At 61.9% G+C, this 19,972-nt stretch carries 17 protein-coding genes; 9 read left to right on the top strand and 8 right to left on the bottom strand.

The window, feature by feature from the left end:
- Positions 1-204 precede the first annotated feature (204 nt).
- The 4 genes from L0U82_RS38280 to L0U82_RS38265 all read left to right on the top strand — a co-directional run bounded on the left by L0U82_RS38280 (position 205) and on the right by L0U82_RS38265 (position 2,542).
- Complete coding sequence (locus L0U82_RS38280; protein WP_233839033.1) at positions 205-660, top strand: hypothetical protein; 456 nt, start codon at positions 205-207, stop codon at positions 658-660.
- Positions 661-664: 4 nt separating this feature from the next.
- Positions 665-1,339 carry a M35 family metallo-endopeptidase gene (locus L0U82_RS38275; RefSeq protein ID WP_233839032.1) on the top strand — a complete coding sequence of 225 codons (675 nt, stop codon included), beginning with the start codon at positions 665-667 and terminating at the stop codon, positions 1,337-1,339.
- The gene (locus tag L0U82_RS38270; protein ID WP_233839031.1) at positions 1,336-1,830 is read left to right on the top strand and encodes a hypothetical protein; all 495 of its coding nucleotides are present in this window, start codon (positions 1,336-1,338) and stop codon (positions 1,828-1,830) included. Before L0U82_RS38275 ends, L0U82_RS38270 begins: the two co-directional genes overlap by 4 nt.
- A gap of 175 nt (positions 1,831-2,005) precedes the next feature.
- The gene (locus L0U82_RS38265; RefSeq protein ID WP_233839030.1) at positions 2,006-2,542 is read left to right on the top strand and encodes a hypothetical protein; all 537 of its coding nucleotides are present in this window, start codon (positions 2,006-2,008) and stop codon (positions 2,540-2,542) included.
- Positions 2,543-2,638: 96 nt separating this feature from the next.
- On the opposite strand, the gene L0U82_RS38260 is transcribed toward L0U82_RS38265, so the two are convergent.
- The 5 genes from L0U82_RS38260 to L0U82_RS38240 are packed head-to-tail and all read right to left on the bottom strand — an operon-like array spanning position 2,639 to position 8,568.
- Positions 2,639-3,469, bottom strand: coding sequence for an amidohydrolase family protein (locus tag L0U82_RS38260; RefSeq protein WP_233839029.1), 831 nt, complete (start codon positions 3,467-3,469; stop codon positions 2,639-2,641).
- A gap of 14 nt (positions 3,470-3,483) precedes the next feature.
- On the bottom strand, positions 3,484-4,521 hold the full coding sequence (locus tag L0U82_RS38255; RefSeq protein WP_233839028.1) for a hydroxyacid dehydrogenase: 1,038 nt from the start codon (positions 4,519-4,521) through the stop codon (positions 3,484-3,486).
- Positions 4,518-5,603 (bottom strand): LacI family DNA-binding transcriptional regulator, encoded by a 1,086-nt coding sequence (locus L0U82_RS38250; protein ID WP_233839027.1) that lies wholly within the window; start codon positions 5,601-5,603, stop codon positions 4,518-4,520. The genes L0U82_RS38255 and L0U82_RS38250 overlap by 4 nt, the downstream gene beginning before the upstream one ends.
- Before the next feature lie 25 nt (positions 5,604-5,628).
- Positions 5,629-7,476 (bottom strand): TRAP transporter large permease, encoded by a 1,848-nt coding sequence (locus tag L0U82_RS38245; protein WP_233839389.1) that lies wholly within the window; start codon positions 7,474-7,476, stop codon positions 5,629-5,631.
- 60 nt (positions 7,477-7,536) lie between these two features.
- A complete protein-coding gene (locus tag L0U82_RS38240) occupies positions 7,537-8,568 on the bottom strand; it encodes a TRAP transporter substrate-binding protein (protein WP_233839026.1) in 1,032 nt (343 codons plus the stop codon).
- 332 nt (positions 8,569-8,900) lie between these two features.
- Between L0U82_RS38240 and L0U82_RS38235 the strand changes: the two genes are divergently transcribed.
- The 5 genes from L0U82_RS38235 to L0U82_RS38215 all read left to right on the top strand — a co-directional run bounded on the left by L0U82_RS38235 (position 8,901) and on the right by L0U82_RS38215 (position 16,613).
- Complete coding sequence (locus L0U82_RS38235; protein ID WP_233839025.1) at positions 8,901-10,610, top strand: NAD(P)H-dependent oxidoreductase subunit E; 1,710 nt, start codon at positions 8,901-8,903, stop codon at positions 10,608-10,610.
- Positions 10,607-13,372, top strand: coding sequence for a formate dehydrogenase subunit alpha (gene fdhF / locus L0U82_RS38230; RefSeq protein ID WP_233839024.1), 2,766 nt, complete (start codon positions 10,607-10,609; stop codon positions 13,370-13,372). Before L0U82_RS38235 ends, fdhF begins: the two co-directional genes overlap by 4 nt.
- On the top strand, positions 13,369-13,920 hold the full coding sequence (gene mobB / locus L0U82_RS38225; protein ID WP_442793720.1) for a molybdopterin-guanine dinucleotide biosynthesis protein B: 552 nt from the start codon (positions 13,369-13,371) through the stop codon (positions 13,918-13,920). The genes fdhF and mobB overlap by 4 nt, the downstream gene beginning before the upstream one ends.
- Positions 13,917-15,218, top strand: coding sequence for a molybdopterin molybdotransferase MoeA (gene moeA, locus L0U82_RS38220; protein WP_233839023.1), 1,302 nt, complete (start codon positions 13,917-13,919; stop codon positions 15,216-15,218). The genes mobB and moeA overlap by 4 nt, the downstream gene beginning before the upstream one ends.
- 144 nt (positions 15,219-15,362) lie before the next feature.
- Positions 15,363-16,613, top strand: coding sequence for a serine hydrolase domain-containing protein (locus L0U82_RS38215; RefSeq protein WP_233839022.1), 1,251 nt, complete (start codon positions 15,363-15,365; stop codon positions 16,611-16,613).
- A 32-nt stretch (positions 16,614-16,645) separates the two neighbouring features.
- On the opposite strand, the gene L0U82_RS38210 is transcribed toward L0U82_RS38215, so the two are convergent.
- The 3 genes from L0U82_RS38210 to L0U82_RS38200 form a co-directional block, all read right to left on the bottom strand.
- Entirely contained in the window at positions 16,646-17,482 is an 837-nt protein-coding gene (locus L0U82_RS38210) for an alpha/beta fold hydrolase (protein WP_233839021.1), read from the bottom strand.
- A gap of 8 nt (positions 17,483-17,490) precedes the next feature.
- A complete protein-coding gene (locus L0U82_RS38205; RefSeq protein WP_233839020.1) occupies positions 17,491-18,771 on the bottom strand; it encodes an MFS transporter in 1,281 nt (426 codons plus the stop codon).
- A 128-nt stretch (positions 18,772-18,899) separates the two neighbouring features.
- Positions 18,900-19,964: an Ldh family oxidoreductase gene (locus L0U82_RS38200; RefSeq protein WP_233839019.1), complete on the bottom strand. Its 1,065-nt coding sequence runs from the start codon at positions 19,962-19,964 to the stop codon at positions 18,900-18,902.
- Positions 19,965-19,972: the final 8 nt, after the last annotated feature.

The following is a 19,972-nucleotide window of genomic DNA, read 5'->3' as shown; positions in this document are numbered from 1 at the left end:
AAGGCTCCTTCAAGTAATCCCCCTGGCGGGTAGTCCCGGTAACACAAATCCCCGATTGTTATAGACCGAGCCGCGCTGGCCGGATAACGGCTCTGTTTGATTCAGAACAAAGCCGCTTCTCTCTTTTCGGAACTCTCCTAGAGACGCGTACGCCGGTACCGCGTTACGTTCCCGCGTACCCACACGATAGAGAGGAGACAAAATATGTCCGAGAGGATGCGTCCCGCAGCGGAGATAGTTGCGGAAATGAAGGATCACTTCGTAGAACAATTTGAGGGCGCAGACGGGCGCGAGTGTTTTAGATGTCGCGTCACGTTCGACATATTCAAAGCGTTTCCCGATGTACCTGCCGCCAGCACGATGCACCGTAAAACCGGCGAATTGATCCCAATCGGTTCTATTAAGGCTCTTCCATCCGGTCACGATATGAGGCAGGCGTTGGGCGAGATCGAAGGATGCCGCTGTCGTGATCGACCGACAGGCCCGTTCGATGAACGATTCACCATCAAGGATTACAACGGCAACCCTGTATCGGATAGGAGATACAGGATTCTCGCCGAAGGCAAAGAAATCTGTAGCGGAAAGACAAATGCAGCGGGGCAGACTTCTCGCGTTACAACGCAGGGATTCAAGTTTCTTACGATTGAAGTGGAGCGCTAGGAAAATGAACGACAACACGGAATGGGTGACTCTCGATAACACTGCATTTACGAACACGACGCCGGGTTCAAATAGGGATGTCACGATTTATACGACCCCTGTCTGCCCAAATATGACTAATAAGGAGTTTCGCAGGCAGGCTATGCGGGCGCGCGATATCGGCGTTTTGTTGATTAGGGAGCGGATGGTAGCCGTGGCACGTTGGGACACACAGGAGCGGGACCGTGCCGAAATTTATTTCGCTCGTGCAGATGAAGAGATCCGAAGTACTTTGGCTACCGGCCTGCCGCGCCTGCTCGCTGCGATGCAGGAGCTTGTACCAGAAAAGATCGTGCGATGGGATAGCGAAATGAACCGAGGCCTTACATGCTCAGTTGCGCCAGATAGCGGAGTCAATCATGCCGCAGTGTGCAAACCGGATTCCGAAAAGCGCGTTATCGCTATCTATTCGAAGTTTTGTAGCATCTCACTTGGCGAGTTGTTTCACGAGTGCAAGATCAAGACCTTGATTCACGAGTGCACCCATTATACGGATACATTTAATTCGACCGATGAGGTCTATGCGGATACTGAATCAGGAGCAAAGTATTTTGCAAAAAATCATCCTGATGTCGCGATCAAAAATGCAGACAACATAACCGGCTACATCGCAACATTCGATGGGCGAATAATCAAATGAGTAAGAAGAAAAAAATGAGAGGCAGTGTTGTGATCATGGCGCTGGCCATTTCGGTCTGTCTTAACGGATCGGCCGGCGCATGTACCATCGGAGAGGAAGCAGAGATAGAGTTGCCACTCAATACAACTGCGCTGACCAATGCAAACAGAATCGCAATTGAGGATGCTGTAATTGAGGCGAGAAACTGGCCTGACGTCAGGATTCAGGCGGTGATCATGGCCGGCGCATACACTGTAGAGCGTAATCTGGATCGGTTGAAAGAAGACCGGGCCAAAAACGTCATGATATATTTGCAGCAGCTTGGTATCAGAAGTGAAGATATTCTGATCGAGAAGCATACTTTCACGGATGAAATGGTCGAGAAGCGCCCTGATGGAGCACTCAGTTACCGTCAGGTCTTCGTAGAGTTCAAGCCGATCTGTAACGGCAGCTGCGCATGGATGTGCAACGATCCCAGGGTGACGCCACGCACCAAGGTTATCAACCCATGAAAACAATGAAGACTTGATCGGGTTGTGCGAACGGGGAGGGGATCCGTAGGTTCGAATCCCTCTCATAATCCGGTGCGAGGATATGGGCGGCCAATCATCCACAGAAGGCGCTCGAAAACGCCGATAGTATCGCCGGATATATAGCCACTTTCGATAAAGAAGTCATGGAGAAGAAATGACATCGTTGTACCGCACAACGATTGCCGCACTGTGCTTATACGCTAGCATTTGCGGTCCGGTTTTCGCCGGGCAATCAATTGACACCGGGGCGAAACATAGGCCATCCAACACTGGATGTCGCTTTATAGAGCACGCGTATTTGCAACTGCCATTCAACGCTACCGCACTTTCGAACGATAACCAGCGGTCAATTGAAAAGGCTGTGAGGGAGGCAAAGAAGTGGCCCGATGTCGGAATTCAAGCCATCGTCATCGCGGGCGCATATATCGGCGAGCGCGATCTGGATGTCTTGCAGGATCGCCGTGGGGACGCGGTGAAAGCGTATCTTCGGAAGCTTGGGATTCCGGGCAAAGACATCTATGTCGAGCCCAAAACTCTGACCGAGGTATTTGCGCGCAAATTGCCCGATGGGACAACGCGTGTTGATCAAATCGAAATCGAGTTAAGCCCAATATGCGAAGACGGCGACTGCCGGTGGATGTGTGACGATCCTCGGCTATGGCCAAATTCGGGGCCTTCCGATATGAAATAACGTGAGCGGAATTCACGATGTCAGCCACCGCCGTCGGTACGACCCGGTGGCTAATCGCTGAGCACTGGCACGAAGCAAGCCATACTCGCTACAACCTCACCCGCCCGAAAACCCATAAACCGCCTCAGGATTCTCCACAAGAATCTTCCTAACAGCGCCTTCACCACCCGCGCAGCGAACCATCCAATCCATCAAAAGCGCCTCATCAGGCCGCGGCTGCGCATTCGGATGCGGCCAGTTGCTCGCCCACAGACACCGGTCGGGATAGCGCTCGGCAAGCGTCCGCGCAAGCACGGCCACATCGTCATAACCCGGCGCGCCAACGCGAGACGTCTCATACGGCGCAGATAGCTTGACCCAGCATTGGCCGCGATCGAGCAGCCGGCATAGCGCGCGAAACTGCTCACTATCCGGCAGCACCGGCTCGAGAAACTTACCGGTATGGTCGATCACCAGCTTGCACGGCAAGTCCTTCAATGCGGCTTCGTGAAGAGGCAACTCGCGGCCGTCGAGTTGCAGATTGATATGCCAGTCGAACGGCGCAATGCGGGCGGCGTCGGCGTCGAGATCGCGCCATGATGCAAGACCCTTTCCGATCATCATGTAGCGCAAACCGCGAATGCCAGCTTCGTGCAGACCGGCGATTTGATCATCGTCGTGTTGCGGCGGTAGCATCGCAACCCCGCGTGCGTCGGCGCCCAACGCCTTCACCGCGGCCAGCGTGCAGCTATTGTCGAAGCCGTAGCCGCTTGGCTGGACGACGACCGCGCGCGTGAGTGCCAGTGCCTTCTGCACTTGCCGATACGCGCTCACCGGCGCGGGCGGCGGAGTGACGGTCGCGCCCGGCGCGAACGGATAGCCCTCTTCATAGATATGAATGTGGCAATCACATGCGCCGGGGTACATCGTGGCCAAAGCGGAATTCATAGGACGGGATGATGTCATTGGCCGGCCGAGACAGAAGACTGCGTGCTAGTGCTCGCACCGCTCGCAAACCGGCTCAGCCGGCTCGCACGCTCCGCATTGACGGCACCCTCCGGCACGGCCCCACGCAAAATCGCCTCGACCTGCGACACCGTTTCGAGCGCCTGATGTTCGGTCGCCTCCGGCGTGAGACCGCCGATATGCGGCGTCGCGATCACCTTCGGATGCCGTGCGAGAACCCGCGACGGCATCTGATCCGCTTCGCTGCCGACATCCAGCGCGCAGCCCGCCAGATGACCGGCATCCAATGCGGACAGCAGCGCGGCCTCATCGACCAGCTCACCGCGCGCTGCGTTGACGAAGTACGCACCGGGTTTCATCGCGGCGAACGCGTCGGCATTCATCAGATGCGCGGTTTCCGGCGTAGCGGGCGCGAGGCAAACGACGAAGTCGGACGTGCCGAGCAGCGTAGGCAGCGGCACCTGCTGCAGCGTGTCGCTCGGCGCAACTGTCGCATACGGATCGGCAACGACGACCCGCATCCCCAACGCGCAAGCCGCATCGCACAGATAGCGCGAAATTTGCCCATAGCCGATCACGCCCAGCGTCGCGCCGCGCAACTGACGGCCCATCGCGGGCTCGACGGTTTCGCCGCGATGGTAAGCGGCCGCGTAGCTGTCGATGCCGCGTGCCATCGCAACCAGCACGCCGATCACCCATTCCGACACTGCCGGCACGAATCCGGCGCTCGCTTGCGTGACGAGCACGCCGTGCTCGCTTGCCGCGTCGACGTCGATGGTGCGGATATCGACCGCGCAGCGGACCATCGCGGCCAGTTCCGGCAGCGCGGCGAATAGTTGGCGCGGCCCCGGCGTTTGACGATACGCGATGATCGCGTCGCAGCCTTGTGCGGCGTCGATCAGTTCATCGGTCGTGAGTTCGCGGCTTTCGCCGTTCAGCTTCACGTGCGCGAAGGCGCGCAATCGGGCGAGCGCCTTGTCGCCGAAGTAACGCTCCAGCATGTGTTGAGGGTGACTGACAAAAACCGTGTTCATTTGCTGGTTTTCCGGGTTCTGGAATGACGGGACGGAGTCGGTGTGGGCGGCGCCGCGACGGACTCGCGTTCGAAAAGCGATAGCGTGTCGAAGATCTGATCGCCGGTATGAATGCCCGACGCAGGCGGGCGGGTCATCGCGCGCTCGACCATTGCGCGCGCCATTTCCGGCACCGGCAGTTGCACGGTGGTGAGCCGCGGATTCGACAGCGACGATAGAAAGAGGCCGTCCATGCCGACGATCGAGACATCCGACGGCACGTTCAGGCCCGTCTCGCGCAGGCCGGACATCAGACCGAGCGCCATCAGATCGTTGACCGCGACGATGCCGGTCGGACGGTTCGCATCCTTGACGATTTGCAGCGCGAGCTGATGCCCCACCTGGCCGATCACGGAGTCGCCGTATTCGTTCGACGGACCGCCTTCGATCACGCGCGCGTGCTCACGCAAACCGGCTTCGCTCGCCGCGGCATGGAAGCCTTCGATCTTGTCGCTGCGGCTCACGGTCATGCCCGCAAGCGTGACGAACGCGAGTTGCGTATGACCATGCGCGATCAGGTGGCGCGTCGCGATACGCGCCGCTTCGAAGTTATTCGGCGCGACGTGATTGACTTCCGACTGTTCTCCCGGCGCCGAGCGCCGGTCATAACTGACCACTACCATGCCGCGCTGCACCGCGCGCGTCAGGTGGCTTTCGTCGGCGAGCGACGAAATCACGATCACGTGGCGCACGCCGTGCGCGAGCAGGTCCTCGAAAAACGATGCTTCTTTCTCGCGGTCGCGATAGGTGTTACCGATCAGCACGCGATAGCCGTACTTCTCCTGCGCGAACGTTTCGACCTCGCGGGCGATATAGCCGTACATCGGATTCGCGATCGACGGCACCAGCAGACCCAGCAGCGGTGTCTGACCGGTTTTCAGCTGACGCGCGAGCGTACTGGGCCGGTACTGCAGCGCGACGATCGCTTCTTCGACGCGCGCGAGCGTCTCCTGACGCATCTTTTCGGTGCGGCCGTTGAGTACATTCGACACGGTGCTCACCGAGACGGCGGCGTGCCGGGCGACGTCCTGAATCGTGCTCACAAGATCCTCGATAAGGTTGACTTACTTACATCCCAAAGCGGGATGGTAGCCAAAGAGAGAAGCTGGGGACAAGCACCAGCAGAACGAGGACGACGGCCAGCACCGCGAGATATTTCAGCATCGGCCGCGCGACCTGTTCGACGCGTGTGCCGGTGATCGCGCAGGTGGCGAACAGGCCCAGTCCGACCGGCGGCGCGAACAGCCCGAGGCCCATCGCGACGACCGCGACCGTGCCGAAGTGCAGCGGATTGATGCCGAGCTGCTGCGCGATCGGCGTGAGCAGCGGCCCGAAGATGATCAAGGCGGGCGCGCCTTCGAGGATTGCGCCGAACACGATCATGATCAGCACCGACAACAGCATGAAGCCGGCCGCGCCATAGTGCGCGCCGAACGAGATCATCAGACCTTGCAGCTGCATCGGAATCTGTTCGATCGTCAGCGCGAACGACACGCTCGACGCGGCGGCCACGATAAACAGAATGCTGCCGGCCATCGAAGCGCCACGTATGAAGATCCGCGCGACGACCTTCGGCGTCAATTCGCGAAACGCGAGCCAGCCCGCGATCAGCGCATAAACGACCGCGAATGCCGAGACTTCAGTCGATGTCGCGACGCCGGATGTCACGCCCTTGCCGATCATGATGATCATGATGAAGCCGACCAGCGCGCCGCCGAGCAGCGGCACCAGCGGCCGGCGCACGCTGAACGCACGGTTCGGATCGATGCGTCGGCCGAAGATCACCGCCATCACGCCGAGCGACAATGCCAATACCAGCGCCGGCACGATGCCCGCGAGAAACAGCCCGGCAATCGAGATGTTGGCGACGAAGCCCATGATGATCATGTTCACGCACGGCGGAATGGTTTCCGCCATCACGGCGCTGCTCGCGAGCAGTGCGGCGATTTCGTTCGGGTCTTCGCCACTTTGACGCACAGCGGGCATCACCACGCCGCCGACCGCCGCGATATCGGCGAGCTTCGAGCCGGACACGCCCGAGAAGAACGCGGTAGCCGTGATGGAGATCAGCCCGAGGCCGCCGCGCACGCGGCCGAATACGCGCAGCAGCAATTCGATCAGCCGCGACGACATGCCATTCGATTCCATCAGCAGGCCGGCCAGCACGAAGAACGGCACCGCGAGCAGCACGAAGTGATTGGCGCCCGACATCACCTGTTGCGAGTACACCAGCATCGGCAGGCTCGGGTCCGCGAGAAAAAACAGCAGCGCGGAAAACGTCAGCACGAAGCAGATCGGAATGCCGATCACGAGACCGCCGATAAAACCGGCGGCAAGCAGCAGACCCGGCTCGACCGGATGCGCGGGAACGACCATGTCCCACGCGAACAGCGCGACGGCCACCACCGCGCAGCCGATCAGCGTGCCCAGCACGATGCGCCACGAACCGCTGATCGCATTCGCGATCGCGAACAACGTCATGAACAGGCTGCCGATCATCACCGGATAGACGTTGATCCAGCCCGGCAGGCCGCTCGCCGTCGTCTGTCCATACGAATCGGCGAGCAGTAGACATGACGAGAAAAACAGGCTCGCCGACACGCCCGCGATGATCCAGTGTCCGGCGTGAATCGCGGCCGCTTGCCAGCGCTTCGGCAGCAGACTGCGGAACAGCTCGATGCCGACGTGCTGGCTGCGCGCCAGCACCGTCGCGGCGCCGAAGAACACCAGCACGATCATCAGCGCGGACGCGACTTCCTCGGCCCAATCCACCGGATCGTGCAGAAAGTAGCGGTAAATGACCGATACGAATACGACCGCGACATCGGCGGCCAGCACCAGCGCCGACAGATATTCGGTCCATCGCACCAGCCGCGCGAGGCCGGGCCCCCAGCGCGTCCCACGATCGAACGCCATCGCTGGCGCGGCGTGAGCGGTCCCGTCCGGCGTTTGAGTAGTGGGCAGCGCGTTCATCGATCAGGCCCTCGCCGCGGCGATTTCCGAAAACAGCGGCGCGGTGGCCGGATACTGCTTCGCGAAGTTCTGATACAGCGTGCTCTGCAATTGATGACGCACGCTGTCGCGCTCGGCCGGCGCCATCGGGAAGAACGTCATGCCGCGCTCCTTCAGTGCCTTCTCCGCCAGCGCGACTTTTTCGTCCGCGATCGGGCGCTGCTTCAGGCTCGCGTCCTGCACTGCCTTCATAAAGCCGGGGCGCAGTTCGTCGGGAATCTTGCTCATCGAGCGCTTGCCGATCACGACAACGAGCGGGCTGAAGTTGTGCTGGGTTTGCCAGCACGATTTGACGACTTCATAGAATTTGCCCGACAGCACGGTCGCCGGGTCGTGCTCCAGTCCGTCGACCACGCCGGTTTGCGCGGCCATATACAGCTCGCCGAACGGAATCGGCGTGGGCACCGCGCCCATTGCTTTGAACGTTTCGATAAAGGCGGGCGTCGGCAGCACGCGAAGCTTGGTGCCCTTGAATTGCGCGAGCGACTGAACCGGCTTCTTGGTGAACACATTGCGCGCGCCGAATTGCGACGTCCACGTGAGGATCTGGCAGCCCGAGCGGTCCTGCAGGATCTTCGTCAGCGCGGCGCCGACATGACCGTCGAGCACCTTGTTCGCATGCGCGAAGCTGTCGAACAGATAGCCCATGTCGAGCATGCCGATTTCCGGCGCGAGCGTGGCCCAGATCGACGCGCCCGTCACCATCATGTCGATCGAACCGATCTTGACCTGCTGCGCGACGTCGCTTTCATTGCCGAGCTGGTTGTTCGGAAAGTAGTCGACGCGGATCGCGTCGCCGACGTTCGCTTTCAGACTGGCCGCGAAGTTCTGATACCAGACATAGTGCGACGCGTTCTGGTCCGCGACCATCGACGATGAAAAACGCAGCGCGATCGGCGCCGCGGCGCGCGCGAGGCTCGGTAACGAACCGGCCGCGGCGGCGACCGACGCGGCGGAGGTGATCTGTAAGAACTTGCGCCGGGAAATCGAGGGCATGACGTGTCTCCTGGATTTATGTTGTGTGGATAGAACAGCTTGGTGTATCGATATACTAAATCGATACACTAACCGCATGTCTAGGGGTTTTTACGGAGATTTAATGCGGGGGTAAATTGGCTCGAATACATGCGCGCGCAGCTAGTCAGGCTGGACCCTGAAGCCTGTTCCCGTGGTATTCGAGCTTCATATTTACGGCCTGATCGGAGGTCGATATAGTTGAAAGGACATCATCGAAACAGGCCGCATAGGCGCTTGCCGCCCAACGAGTCAGTCCTCACAGGTCGGCGCCGTGCTTTCGAAGTGCTTAGGCAGCATCGGAGACGCGAAGCATGGAGCAGCATGAGCACACGATCCGGCTCTTCGATCATCCGGGCTCGGGCCGGCGCAAGGCCAAGTCCACCCCGAAGGGCCGCACGATCGATCCGCAGGCGGCTCACGAAATCGACACGCTTCTTGCCGGGCGCCCGCGGCGGCGCGATCTGCTGATCGAGTATCTTCATCTGATTCAGGATCAGTACCTGCAGATCTCCGCTGCCCACCTCGCTGCATTGGCGGACGAGATGAGTCTGTCGTTCGCGGAAGTCTTCGAAACCGCGACGTTCTATGCGCACTTCGACGTGGTGAAGGAGGGCGATCCGGCGATCCCGCCTCTGACGATCCGCGTGTGCGATTCCCTGACGTGCGCGATGTGCGGCGCGCAACAACTGCTCGACGATTTGCAGGCATCGGCTGGGCCGCAAGTGCGGGTGGTGCGCGCGCCTTGCGTGGGTCGCTGCGATACGGCGCCGGTCGCTGAAGTCGGCCACAACTTCGTCGACCATGCGACTACTGCGTCCGTGCTCGAAACGGTGCAACGTGGCGATACGCATGTGCATCTGCCGTCCTACATCGAGTACGAAGAGTACGTCGCGGACGGCGGTTATCAGCTGCTGTCGCGGCTGCGCTCGGGCGCGCTGTCGAGCGAAGACCTGCTGAAAGCGCTGGACAACGCCAGTCTGCGCGGGCTCGGCGGCGCGGGTTTTCCGACCGCGCGCAAATGGCGCTCCGTGCTCGGCGTGCCCGGTGCGCGCTTGATGGCTGTCAACGGCGACGAAGGCGAGCCCGGGACGTTCAAGGATCGCTACTACCTGGAGCGCGATCCGCATCGCTTTCTCGAAGGCACGCTGATTGCGGCGCACGTGATCGAAGCGCCCGAGGTGTATCTGTACATCCGCGACGAATATCCGGCAACGCGCGAAATCCTGCTGCGCGAGATCGCCAAGCTGCCGCCTGGCGGCCCGGTACTGCATCTGCGACGCGGTGCCGGCGCGTATATCTGCGGCGAAGAATCGTCACTGCTCGAAAGCATCGAAGGCAAGCGCGGCTATCCGCGCCACAAGCCGCCATACCCGTTCCAGATCGGCCTGTTCGGACGACCGACGCTGATCAACAACGTGGAAACGCTGTTCTGGGTCCGCGACATCGTCGAAAGGGGCGCGGACTGGTGGAAGACTTATGGCCGCAATGGTCGCGAGGGGCTACGCAGTTATTCGGTGTCGGGGCGCGTCAAAAACCCCGGTGTCAAACTCGCGCCTGCCGGCGTGACGATTCGCGAGCTGATCGACGAATTCTGCGGCGGCATGGCCGATGGCCACGTGTTGCGTGCGTACCTGCCGGGTGGCGCATCGGGCGGCATTCTGCCCGCCGCGATGGACGACATCCCACTCGATTTCGGCACGCTCGAAAAATACGGCTGCTTCATCGGCTCGGCGGCCGTCGTCGTGCTGTCCGACCAGGACGACATCAAGGCCGCCGCGCTGAATCTGATGCGCTTTTTCGAAGACGAAAGCTGCGGTCAATGCACGCCGTGCCGCGTCGGCACGGAGAAAGCCGCCGTGCTGATGAGCCGGGACGAGTGGGACCAGGACCTGTTGAACGAGTTGAGCCAGGCGATGCGCGACGCGTCGATCTGCGGGCTCGGTCAGGCGGCATCCAATCCGCTGACGTCCGTGCTCAAGTACTTCACCGAGCTGTTTCCGGCGCGGGAGCCCAAGCCATGAGCACGATCCAGTTCGAACTCGACGGGCAGACCGTCGAAGCCGCACCCGGCGAGACGATCTGGCAGGTCGCCAAACGCGTCGGCACCGAGATTCCGCATCTGTGCTATTCGCCAGAGCCGGATTACCGGGCCGATGGCAACTGCCGCGCCTGCATGGTTGAAATCGAAGGCGAACGGGTGCTGGCCGCTTCGTGCAAACGCACGCCGGCGGTCGGCATGAAGGTGCATTCGGCCACCGCGCGCGCGATCTCCGCTCGCAAGATGGTGATGGAACTGCTCGTCGCGGATCAACCCGCGCGCGCGACATCGCACGATCCGCAATCGAAGTTCTGGAACTGGGCGGAACGGATGGGCGTCACCGCGAGCCGCTTTCCCGCGGCCGAACGCTGGCCGGGCGATGCGAGTCACCCGGCGATGCGCGTGAACCTGGACGCGTGCATCCAGTGCGGACTCTGCGTGCGCGGTTGCCGCGAGGTGCAGATGAATGACGTGATCGGCATGGCGTATCGCGGGCATCACGCGAAGATCGTGTTCGACTTCGACGACCCGATGGGCGAGTCGACCTGCGTCGCATGCGGCGAGTGCGTGCAGGCGTGCCCGACGGGCGCGCTGATGCCATCCGCGCTGCTCGACGACACGCAGACCCGCGTCCACTACGCGGACAGCGAGGTGGACTCGCTATGCCCGTTCTGCGGGGTCGGCTGCCAGGTCACGTACAAGGTGAAGGACAACACGATTCTCTATACCGAAGGCACCAACGGCCCGGCCAACCACAATCGCCTGTGTGTGAAAGGCCGCTTCGGCTTCGACTACATTCACCACCCGCACCGCCTGACCACGCCGCTGATCCGCCTGCCGAACGCGAAAAAGGACTGGGCCGATCAGGTCGACCCGGCCAATCCGTACACGCACTTTCGCGAAGCGAGCTGGGACGAAGCGCTCGATGTCGCCGCGCGTGGTCTCGCGGCGATCCGCGACACCCAGGGCCTGAAGGCGCTCGCCGGCTTCGGTTCGGCAAAAGGCTCCAACGAAGAGGCGTATCTGTTCCAGAAGCTCGTGCGCACCGGTTTTGGTTCGAACAATGTCGACCATTGCACGCGGCTGTGTCACGCATCGTCGGTGGCGGCGTTGACGGAAGGGCTGAATTCCGGCGCCGTCTCCGCGCCGTTCGAAGCGGCGCTGGACGCGGAAGTCATCCTCGTGATCGGCGCGAACCCGACCGTCAATCATCCTGTTGCCGCGACCTATATCAAGAACGCGGCGCGGCGCAATGCGAAGCTGATCGTGATCGACCCGCGGCGCCAAAGTCTTTCGCGTCACGCGTACCGGCATCTCGCGTTCAAACCGGGCAGCGACGTCGCGCTGCTCAACGCAATGCTGTACACGATCATCACCGAAGGCTTGACCGACGACCAGTACATCGCCGAACACACGGAAGGCTATGACGAACTGAAAGAGCGGATTCAGGCTTTCGCACCCGAAAAAATGGAGCCGATCTGCGGCGTTTCAGCAGAGTCGATTCGCGAGGTCGCGCGTCTTTATGCGACGTCCAAAGCGTCGATCATCTTCTGGGGCATGGGCATCAGCCAGCACGTGCACGGCACCGACAATGCCCGCTGCCTGATTGCGCTCGCGCTCGTCACCGGTCAGGTCGGCCGGCCCGGCACGGGGCTGCATCCGCTGCGTGGGCAGAATAATGTGCAGGGCGCGTCGGATGCCGGGCTGATTCCGATGTTCTTCCCGGACTATCAGTCGGTCGCGCGCGCCGATCAGCGCGCACCGTTCGAACAGCTGTGGCGACAGCAACTCGACCCGAAGCCCGGACTGACCGTCGTCGAGATCATGAATGCGATTCACGCGGGCACCATCAACGGCATGTATATCGAGGGCGAGAATCCGGCGATGTCGGACCCCGACCTGCAGCACGCGCGTCAGGCGCTGGCGAAGCTGCAGTTCCTGGTCGTGCAGGATCTGTTCGTGACCGAGACCGCGTTTCATGCCGACGTGATTCTGCCGGCGTCGGCTTTCGCCGAGAAAAGCGGTACGTTCACGAATACGGACCGGCGCGTGCAGCTCGCCCGCCAGGTGATCGATCCGCCGGGCGACGCGCGTCAGGATCTGTGGATCATCCAGCAGATCGGCAAGCGCATGGGACTCGACTGGCACTACGAGGGTCCGGCCGACGTGTTCGCCGAGATGGCGCAGGTAATGCCGTCGCTGCGCAACATCACATGGGAGCGCCTCGAACGCGAAGGCGCGGTGACGTACCCTGTCGATGGTCCCGACGTACCCGGCCACGACATCATCTTTGCGGGGCGGTTTCCGACCGCGAACGGTCGAGGCCGGATCGTTCCCGCTCACGTGCTGCCGCCCGACGAAGTACCGGACGCCGCGTATCCGATGGTGCTGTCGACCGGCCGCGTGCTCGAACACTGGCACACCGGTGCGATGACGCGCCGCTCGAGTGTGCTCGATGCCGTCGAGCCGGAAGCCGTCGCGTTCATGTCGCCGAAGGACATGCGTCGCATGGATCTGCATCCCGGCGACCTGGTGCGGCTCAAAACACGCCGTGGCGTGGTGGAAATCAAAACGCGCTCGGATCCCGACGTACCGGAGAACATGGTTTTCATGCCGTTTTGCTATGCGGAGGCAGCCGCGAATCTGCTGACGAACCCGGCGCTCGATCCGGTGGGCAAGATTCCGGAATTCAAGTTCTGCGCGGTGCACGCGGAACGGGTCGATATTGCGAGTGTGGTCGAGTGATGCGTGTGATCGGACTGGCGGGATGGAGCGGCGCGGGTAAAACCACGTTGATCGCGAAGCTGATCCCCGAGCTGAAACGGCGAGGGCTGAGCGTGTCGACGCTCAAGCATGCGCATCATTCGTTCGACTTCGACCAGCCCGGCAAGGACTCGTATGTTCATCGCGAGGCCGGTGCCACCGAGGTGCTGGTGGCGTCGGGGCGACGCTGGGCGATCACGCATGAACAGCGCGATGACGAAGCGCCTTCGCTGCGCGATCTGTTGCAGCGTCTCGCTCCGGTCGACGTGGTGCTGGTCGAAGGCTTCAAGACTGAACGTCATGCGAAGATCGAGATTCATCGAAGCGATAACGCCAAGCCCTGGCTCCATCCCGGCGATCCCGATATCGTCGCCGTGATCAGCGATGCGGAGCACGACACCGCGTTGCCGCATGCGCATATCGACAACGTCATCGGAGCGGCCGATCTGGTGCTGCGTTTCGCGCTTCCGCTCGATGAAACGCTGGCGCGTCTGTGCGCTACCCGCGAACCTGCCCGGAACTCTCCATGAGCGATGCACGTCATCGGCCGTCCGCCTCTGAGCCCGGACCCAATCCGCTCGCCGCTGGCGAGAACAACATCTCGGTGGAGGCGGCCCGAGCCGCGATCGATGCCGCGATCCATCCGACGACCGATGTCGAGACCGTGCCGATCGCACTAGCAGTAGGCCGCATCCTTGCCGATGACGTCATCTCCCCGCTCGATGTGCCGCCGCACGATAACTCCGCGATGGATGGCTTCGCGTTCGACGGACGCGCGCTCGATGCAACGCAGGCTCTGACGCTGCGCATCGTTGCGACGATGCATGCGGGCGCCGCGCCCGTCGAAGGCGTGGAGACCGGGCAATGCGTGCGCATCATGACGGGCGCACGCATGCCGGCGGGGCTCGATACCGTCGTGCCGTTCGAGCTATGTCGTGTTGACGACGGCGACAACGTCGAAATTCCGGCCAGCGTGATCGCCGCCGGAGAAAACAGACGGTTTCGTGGTGAAGATCTCGCCAGCGGCAAAGCGGCGTTGACCAGGGGACGCGTGTTACGGCCAGCCGATATCGGCCTGATCGCATCCCTGGGTCTGACCACGGCGAGCGTACGCAGGCGACTGCGCGTAGCGGTGTTTTCTACCGGCGACGAGATCGTGTCGCCAGGCCAACCGCTGCCGCCCAACTGCGTCTATGACAGCAATCGCTTTGCGCTGATCGCCGCGCTGCAACGGCTCGGCATGGAGCCGCTCGACTTCGGCCTCGTCGCGGACAATCGCGCCTCGCTGCAGGATGCGATGGCCAGAGCGCTGGAAGACGTCAACGTGATCATCACGAGCGGCGGGGTCAGTGCAGGGGACGCGGACTACACCAGAGACGTGATGACCAGCATGGGCTCGGTCAGCTTCTGGAAAGTCGCGATGCGGCCAGGCCGGCCATTCGCGTTTGGCAAGCTGTCGGGCCGCAACGGGCGCGATGCCTGGCTATTTGCGTTGCCGGGCAATCCGGTGGCATCGCTGGTTGGCTTTTACTCGTTGGCGAGAGAGGCGTTGCTGAAACTGGCGGGTGCGTCCGCGCAGCCACTGCCTTCTCTGGATGCACGTTGCACGGTGGATATTCGCAAGCGCCCCGGGCGCACCGAATTTCAGCGCGGTTTCGTCTGGCTGGGCGACGACGGCAAATGGATGGTCCGCCCGGTGGGATCGCAAGGTGCCGGCATCCTGCGAAGTATGGCCGAGGCCAATGCGCTGATTGTTCTGCCGGACAACCACGGTTCGACGAAAGCGGGGGACTTCGTCAGCGTGTGGCTATTCGATGGGCTGACGTAGGTCGAGTCCCGCTCCGCTATCAAACCGCCAAACTCCAGCAACCGGCATCTGCTGGGGGTAAATCGCACGTCATACGCGTAATTCACGTCCTATAGTTGTTCGGCACGGTTGACGTTGGTCTCACGACAACAAGGAGAAAACGCAATGGCCACCTCCCGCTTTGCTCTGTTGATAGCACGTGTTGTCTCCCGCCGCGTCCACGCGATTGCATTGGCAGCCGGCATCGCCGTGACCGTCACCGCTTGCGGCGGTGACTCGCTGACATCGAACGAGCCGGCCTACGCGACCGCGGCGCGTCCGCAGATCGACGCGTTGCTCGCGGACACGATGACACCAGGCGCGGTCGTTTATGTGCAATCGCCACACGGCGATTGGCTCGAATCGTTCGGTACCGCGGTGAGGGGCACCAGCACGCCGATTCCGACCAACGCGCATTTTCGCGTCGGCAGCGTGACGAAGACCTGGACAGGCACCGTGATTCTTCAACTCGTGCAGGAGGGCAAGCTGGCACTGAGCGACCCCGTCAGCAAGTACATCGCGAACGTGCCGAACGGCGCGAACATTACGATCGAGGAATTGCTGGCGATGCGCAGCGGCCTCTATAACTACTCGACCAGTATCGCGTTCAATCAGACGCTCGATGAGCAGCCGGACAAGGTGTGGACCACTAGCGAACTGCTCGACATCGCGTTTAACCAGCCGCCGTATTTCCCGCCGGGCACCGATTTCCGCTACTCGAATACGAATACGGTGTTGCTTGGCCTGATCATCGAGCAACTGACCGGAATGAGCGCCGCGGATGCAATCAAGGCCCGTCTCTTTACCCCGTTCGGATTGACCGATACGTTTCTTCCGCCGCAGGACAATACTGCTTTGATCGCGCCCGCGCCGCACGGCTATCAGTGGGGCACCAATGTGGAGACGGCTACGAGCGACGCGCTGCCGCCCGCGCAACAGGCCGCCGCGAAGAACGGCACGCTGCAGCCCACCGACGTGACGTCGGCGAACACGTCGTGGGCCTGGACCGCCGGCTCGGGCATCTCGACGATCAAGGAACTGGCGGCCTACGTGCAGCGGATGGTCGGGGGTGGCTATCTGAACGCCGACCTTCAGGCGCAACGGCTCGCGAGTTGCCAGTCGGTTAATCCGTCGGATCCGATGGCCGCGAGTTACTGCCTCGGCCTTGCCAAATTCGGCACGTTTTACGGGCATACCGGCGAGATACCCGGCTTCAATACGTTCATGGGCTACGATCCGGTGACGAAGACGACGATCGTCACGTGGGCGACGACGGCGTCCGCGCCCGATGGCACCGCGACCGCGAATGAGATTGCGCGAATCCTGATGGCGGAGTTGAGCAAGGCAGCGGAGGTGCCGAGCGAAGGGCGGCCTTGAGTGAGTGACTTGCGTTAGCGCGTGGGAGGCGGTTAAGCGGCGGGTGTCAACCACGCCAGGATGCTCTCCAGCACCGCGATAGAACCATCGCCAAGCATCATGCAATGCGGCGCGTCATCGAGCATCAGATACCCGGCGCCGTATAGTTCTGCGATCGCGGCATCCTGACCTTCCGGGTGCCGCAACACATCATCCCGACCCGCGGCGATGACGAGCGTCTTCGAAGGAAGCGCCGCGGGATCGACCGGCACGCGCAACTCATATCGGTCGTTCAACGCGGTCGGACTTTCAGAACATAGAAGCCGGTGAAACCGTTCGGCCCAAACCGGCCGCACGCCGCCGAGAAACCGTTCGATGGCTTCATCGAGCGAGGGTACTGGAACGGGCATATGAATCGCTCGCGACGGCACCTGCATTGCACCGGGCAGGTTGGAGGGAGGCGAGGGCGCGAGCAGCACGATTGCGCTCGCATCGATTCGTGCCGCCGCGCTTGCGACGGCTAAAGCGCCGAGACTGTGGCCGACTACGCACACGCCGTCCCCTAGCAAACTCACCGCTTCATCAACGCTCGTTGCGTAGTCGGCAATGCTAGTCGACAGCGGCAACGCTTCGCCGGCCAGAAATCCATGCCCGGCAAAATCGATTGCAGCGCATCCGATACTGCTGCGGCTGAGTGCATCCATCCACGCGCCAAAACACCACGCGCCGTGGAATCCACCGTGGACGAAAAGCAGTTGCACCGGCGCCGGTCCCGCGACATACAGCGCACCGCCGCTAGCCAGGCGCTGGACCGGCAGCGTGGCGACGAAATCGGGATCGAAACCGTCGACGCCTTGCGTCCCCGCTTGCATCGATTGCAGCCTATGCATACGCCGAATCAACTCGTCACGCGAGCCCGCGCCGCATTCACCATCGAACTCGACCCAGGCCGCAGCAGAATCGCCACCGCGAGAACACTTGCAAGCGCCACACCGCCGGCCAGCGCGAACGCGCTGACGAACGTATGACTCTCCTGCACCAGAAAACCCGTCACCGCCGGGCCGACTATTCCCGCGCAGTTCGCAACCGAATGCACGCAGCCGCCGACACTGCCGAGCTTCGCATTCGGAATCGTGTCCTGAATCACGGCCCAGTACGTGCTGCCGCTCAGATAGAGCGCGAAGACCGCGCAGGCCATCAGCGCGAGCGCGCTCTGCGTGGTCGTGACCATGCCCGCCAGCGCGACGCCGACGCCCGCGACACCGAGGCAGGTAATCAGCACCTGTTTGCGCGCGCGCAACGCATTGCCGGTGCGCCGGAAAAACAGATCGGAAATCCAGCCGCTCAGCGCATAGCCGATAAAGCCCAACACCCACGGCAAGACCGTCGCGAGGCTCATGCTCTTCAGACTCAGATGCCGGTCCATCATCAGGAAGCTCGGAAACCACGTCAGAAAGAAGAACAGGATGTAGCTATAGCCGAAGTACGAAATCATCGCCGCGAGAATCGCGGGCTGGCGGATATAGAAGCCGAGGCTTCTGATCGAGGCCGGGTCTTCGGCAACCGCGCGATCGCTGGCGATCAGTTGCCGTTCGGCTTCCGACGTCTTGCTGTGCTGATACGGTTTGTCGGTGGTCAGAAACTGCCAGAACACCAGCCATATCAAGCCGAGTAATGTGACACCCGCGAACGCGACGCGCCAGCCGAAGGCGACCGTCATCAGGCCGACGACCGGACCGGCCACCGCGCCGCCCAACGGCAGCCCGCAATTGGCAAAGCCGAACGCGGTTGCCGATTCCTTATGCGGGAACCAGTTGTTGACCATCTTGTTGATGGTCGTCGCGAGCGGCCCTTCGGCCATGCCGAAGAACGTGCGCAGCGTCAGCAGCGAGCCGAAGCCGGTTGCGAGTCCGGTCGCGCCGCACAGCAGCGACCAGAGCAGCATCGCGCCCGAGAAGACGTTCTTGCCGCCCCATCGGTCCGCGGCCCAGCCGCCGATGAAATTGAACAGCGCGTAGCCGATGAAGAAGGTCGAGAAGACCAGCCCCAGGTTGGCGGGCGACAGATGCAGATCCTTCGCCACCGCCGGTGCCGCCACCGATAGCGCCGAACGGTCGAGATAATTGATGAAGCCTGCGATGAATAGCAGCAGGACGATACGCCATCGGATGTTTGTCACCAGTCGCTCCTCTCTTATTGTGATTGCCGGATAGGCGGCCCGTAGCGATGCTCTCCGTACATCGTTTATCTACGGACGCGCGTGCCCGTTTGCTTATTTGCGCATTTGCTACTACGCGCTGCTGGCGTTCAACCCGCCGCGGTCTGATACTTGCCCACCGCGGCGGCTTCGAGCATCGCCAGTTGTTCGACGCCGATATCGATGCCTTCGGCCAGTTGCCGATCGTACTGGTTCAACTCGATTTCACCGGGGACGATCACGGGTGCGTTCGGATCGACCGGTGCCGAGCCGTGCAGGATTGCCGCGTAATCGGTCATCCGCGCGGCCAGCCATTCGCTGTTGCCGAGCACCGTCGTGTCGATCAGGATGTAGAAATGACCGAGATTCTGTGGCTCTTCGGGATCGTCGAGCCACGATTTGACATGCGTCAGATACGCGGCGCCGGACAACATGCCGGCCAGCAGATCGACGATCAACGCAAGACCATAGCCCTTGTGACCGCCGATCGGCAGCAGAAAACCGTCGAGCGCGGCCTTCGGGTCGGTGGTCGGCCTGCCGTATTGATCGGTGGCCCATGTCGACGGAATCGACTCGCCGCGCTTCAACGCATTGCGGATCTTTGCGCGCGCAACCACGCTGATCGCCATATCGAGCAGCACCGGACGGCCGGCGGGATTCGGCACGCCGAAGCCGACCGGACTATTGCCGAGCCGCGCGTCGGTGCCGCCCCACGGCGCGATCGTCGTGGTCGCATTGCTGCCGATGATGCTGGCGAAGCCCTGTTGCGCGGCGATGTACGAATACGGCGAAACCGGACCGAAGTGATTGCTGCCGCGCACGAAAACACAACTGATGCCATTGCTGCGGGCGGCTTTCATCGCCACCTGCAACGCGCGAAAACCGACCAGCGGACCAACGCCATTGTCGCCATCGAGCCGGTATAGCGCGGGCGAAACCTGCTCCGGATTGAACGACGGAGTGGGGTTGATGCCGCCGATCCTCAGACGCTCGCCATACGATTCGATGCGGCTCGTGCCGTGCGTGCGCAAACCGAATAGATCCGCGAGGACCAGAATCGTCGCGGCGTCGGTGGCATCGGTTTGCGTCAGGCCGAGTGCGAGCAGTGCGTCGATCGTCAGCCCGGTCAGCCGTTCCTTGCTGACGACGCCGGCGCGTGGTTGAGTGCCAGTCATGAAGTGAT

The sequence above is a fragment of the Paraburkholderia sp. ZP32-5 genome (genome assembly GCF_021390495.1).
Lineage (GTDB): Bacteria > Pseudomonadota > Gammaproteobacteria > Burkholderiales > Burkholderiaceae > Paraburkholderia.
The sequence above is the reverse complement of the archived record's forward strand: the minus strand, read 5'-3'. Positions and strand labels throughout refer to the sequence as shown.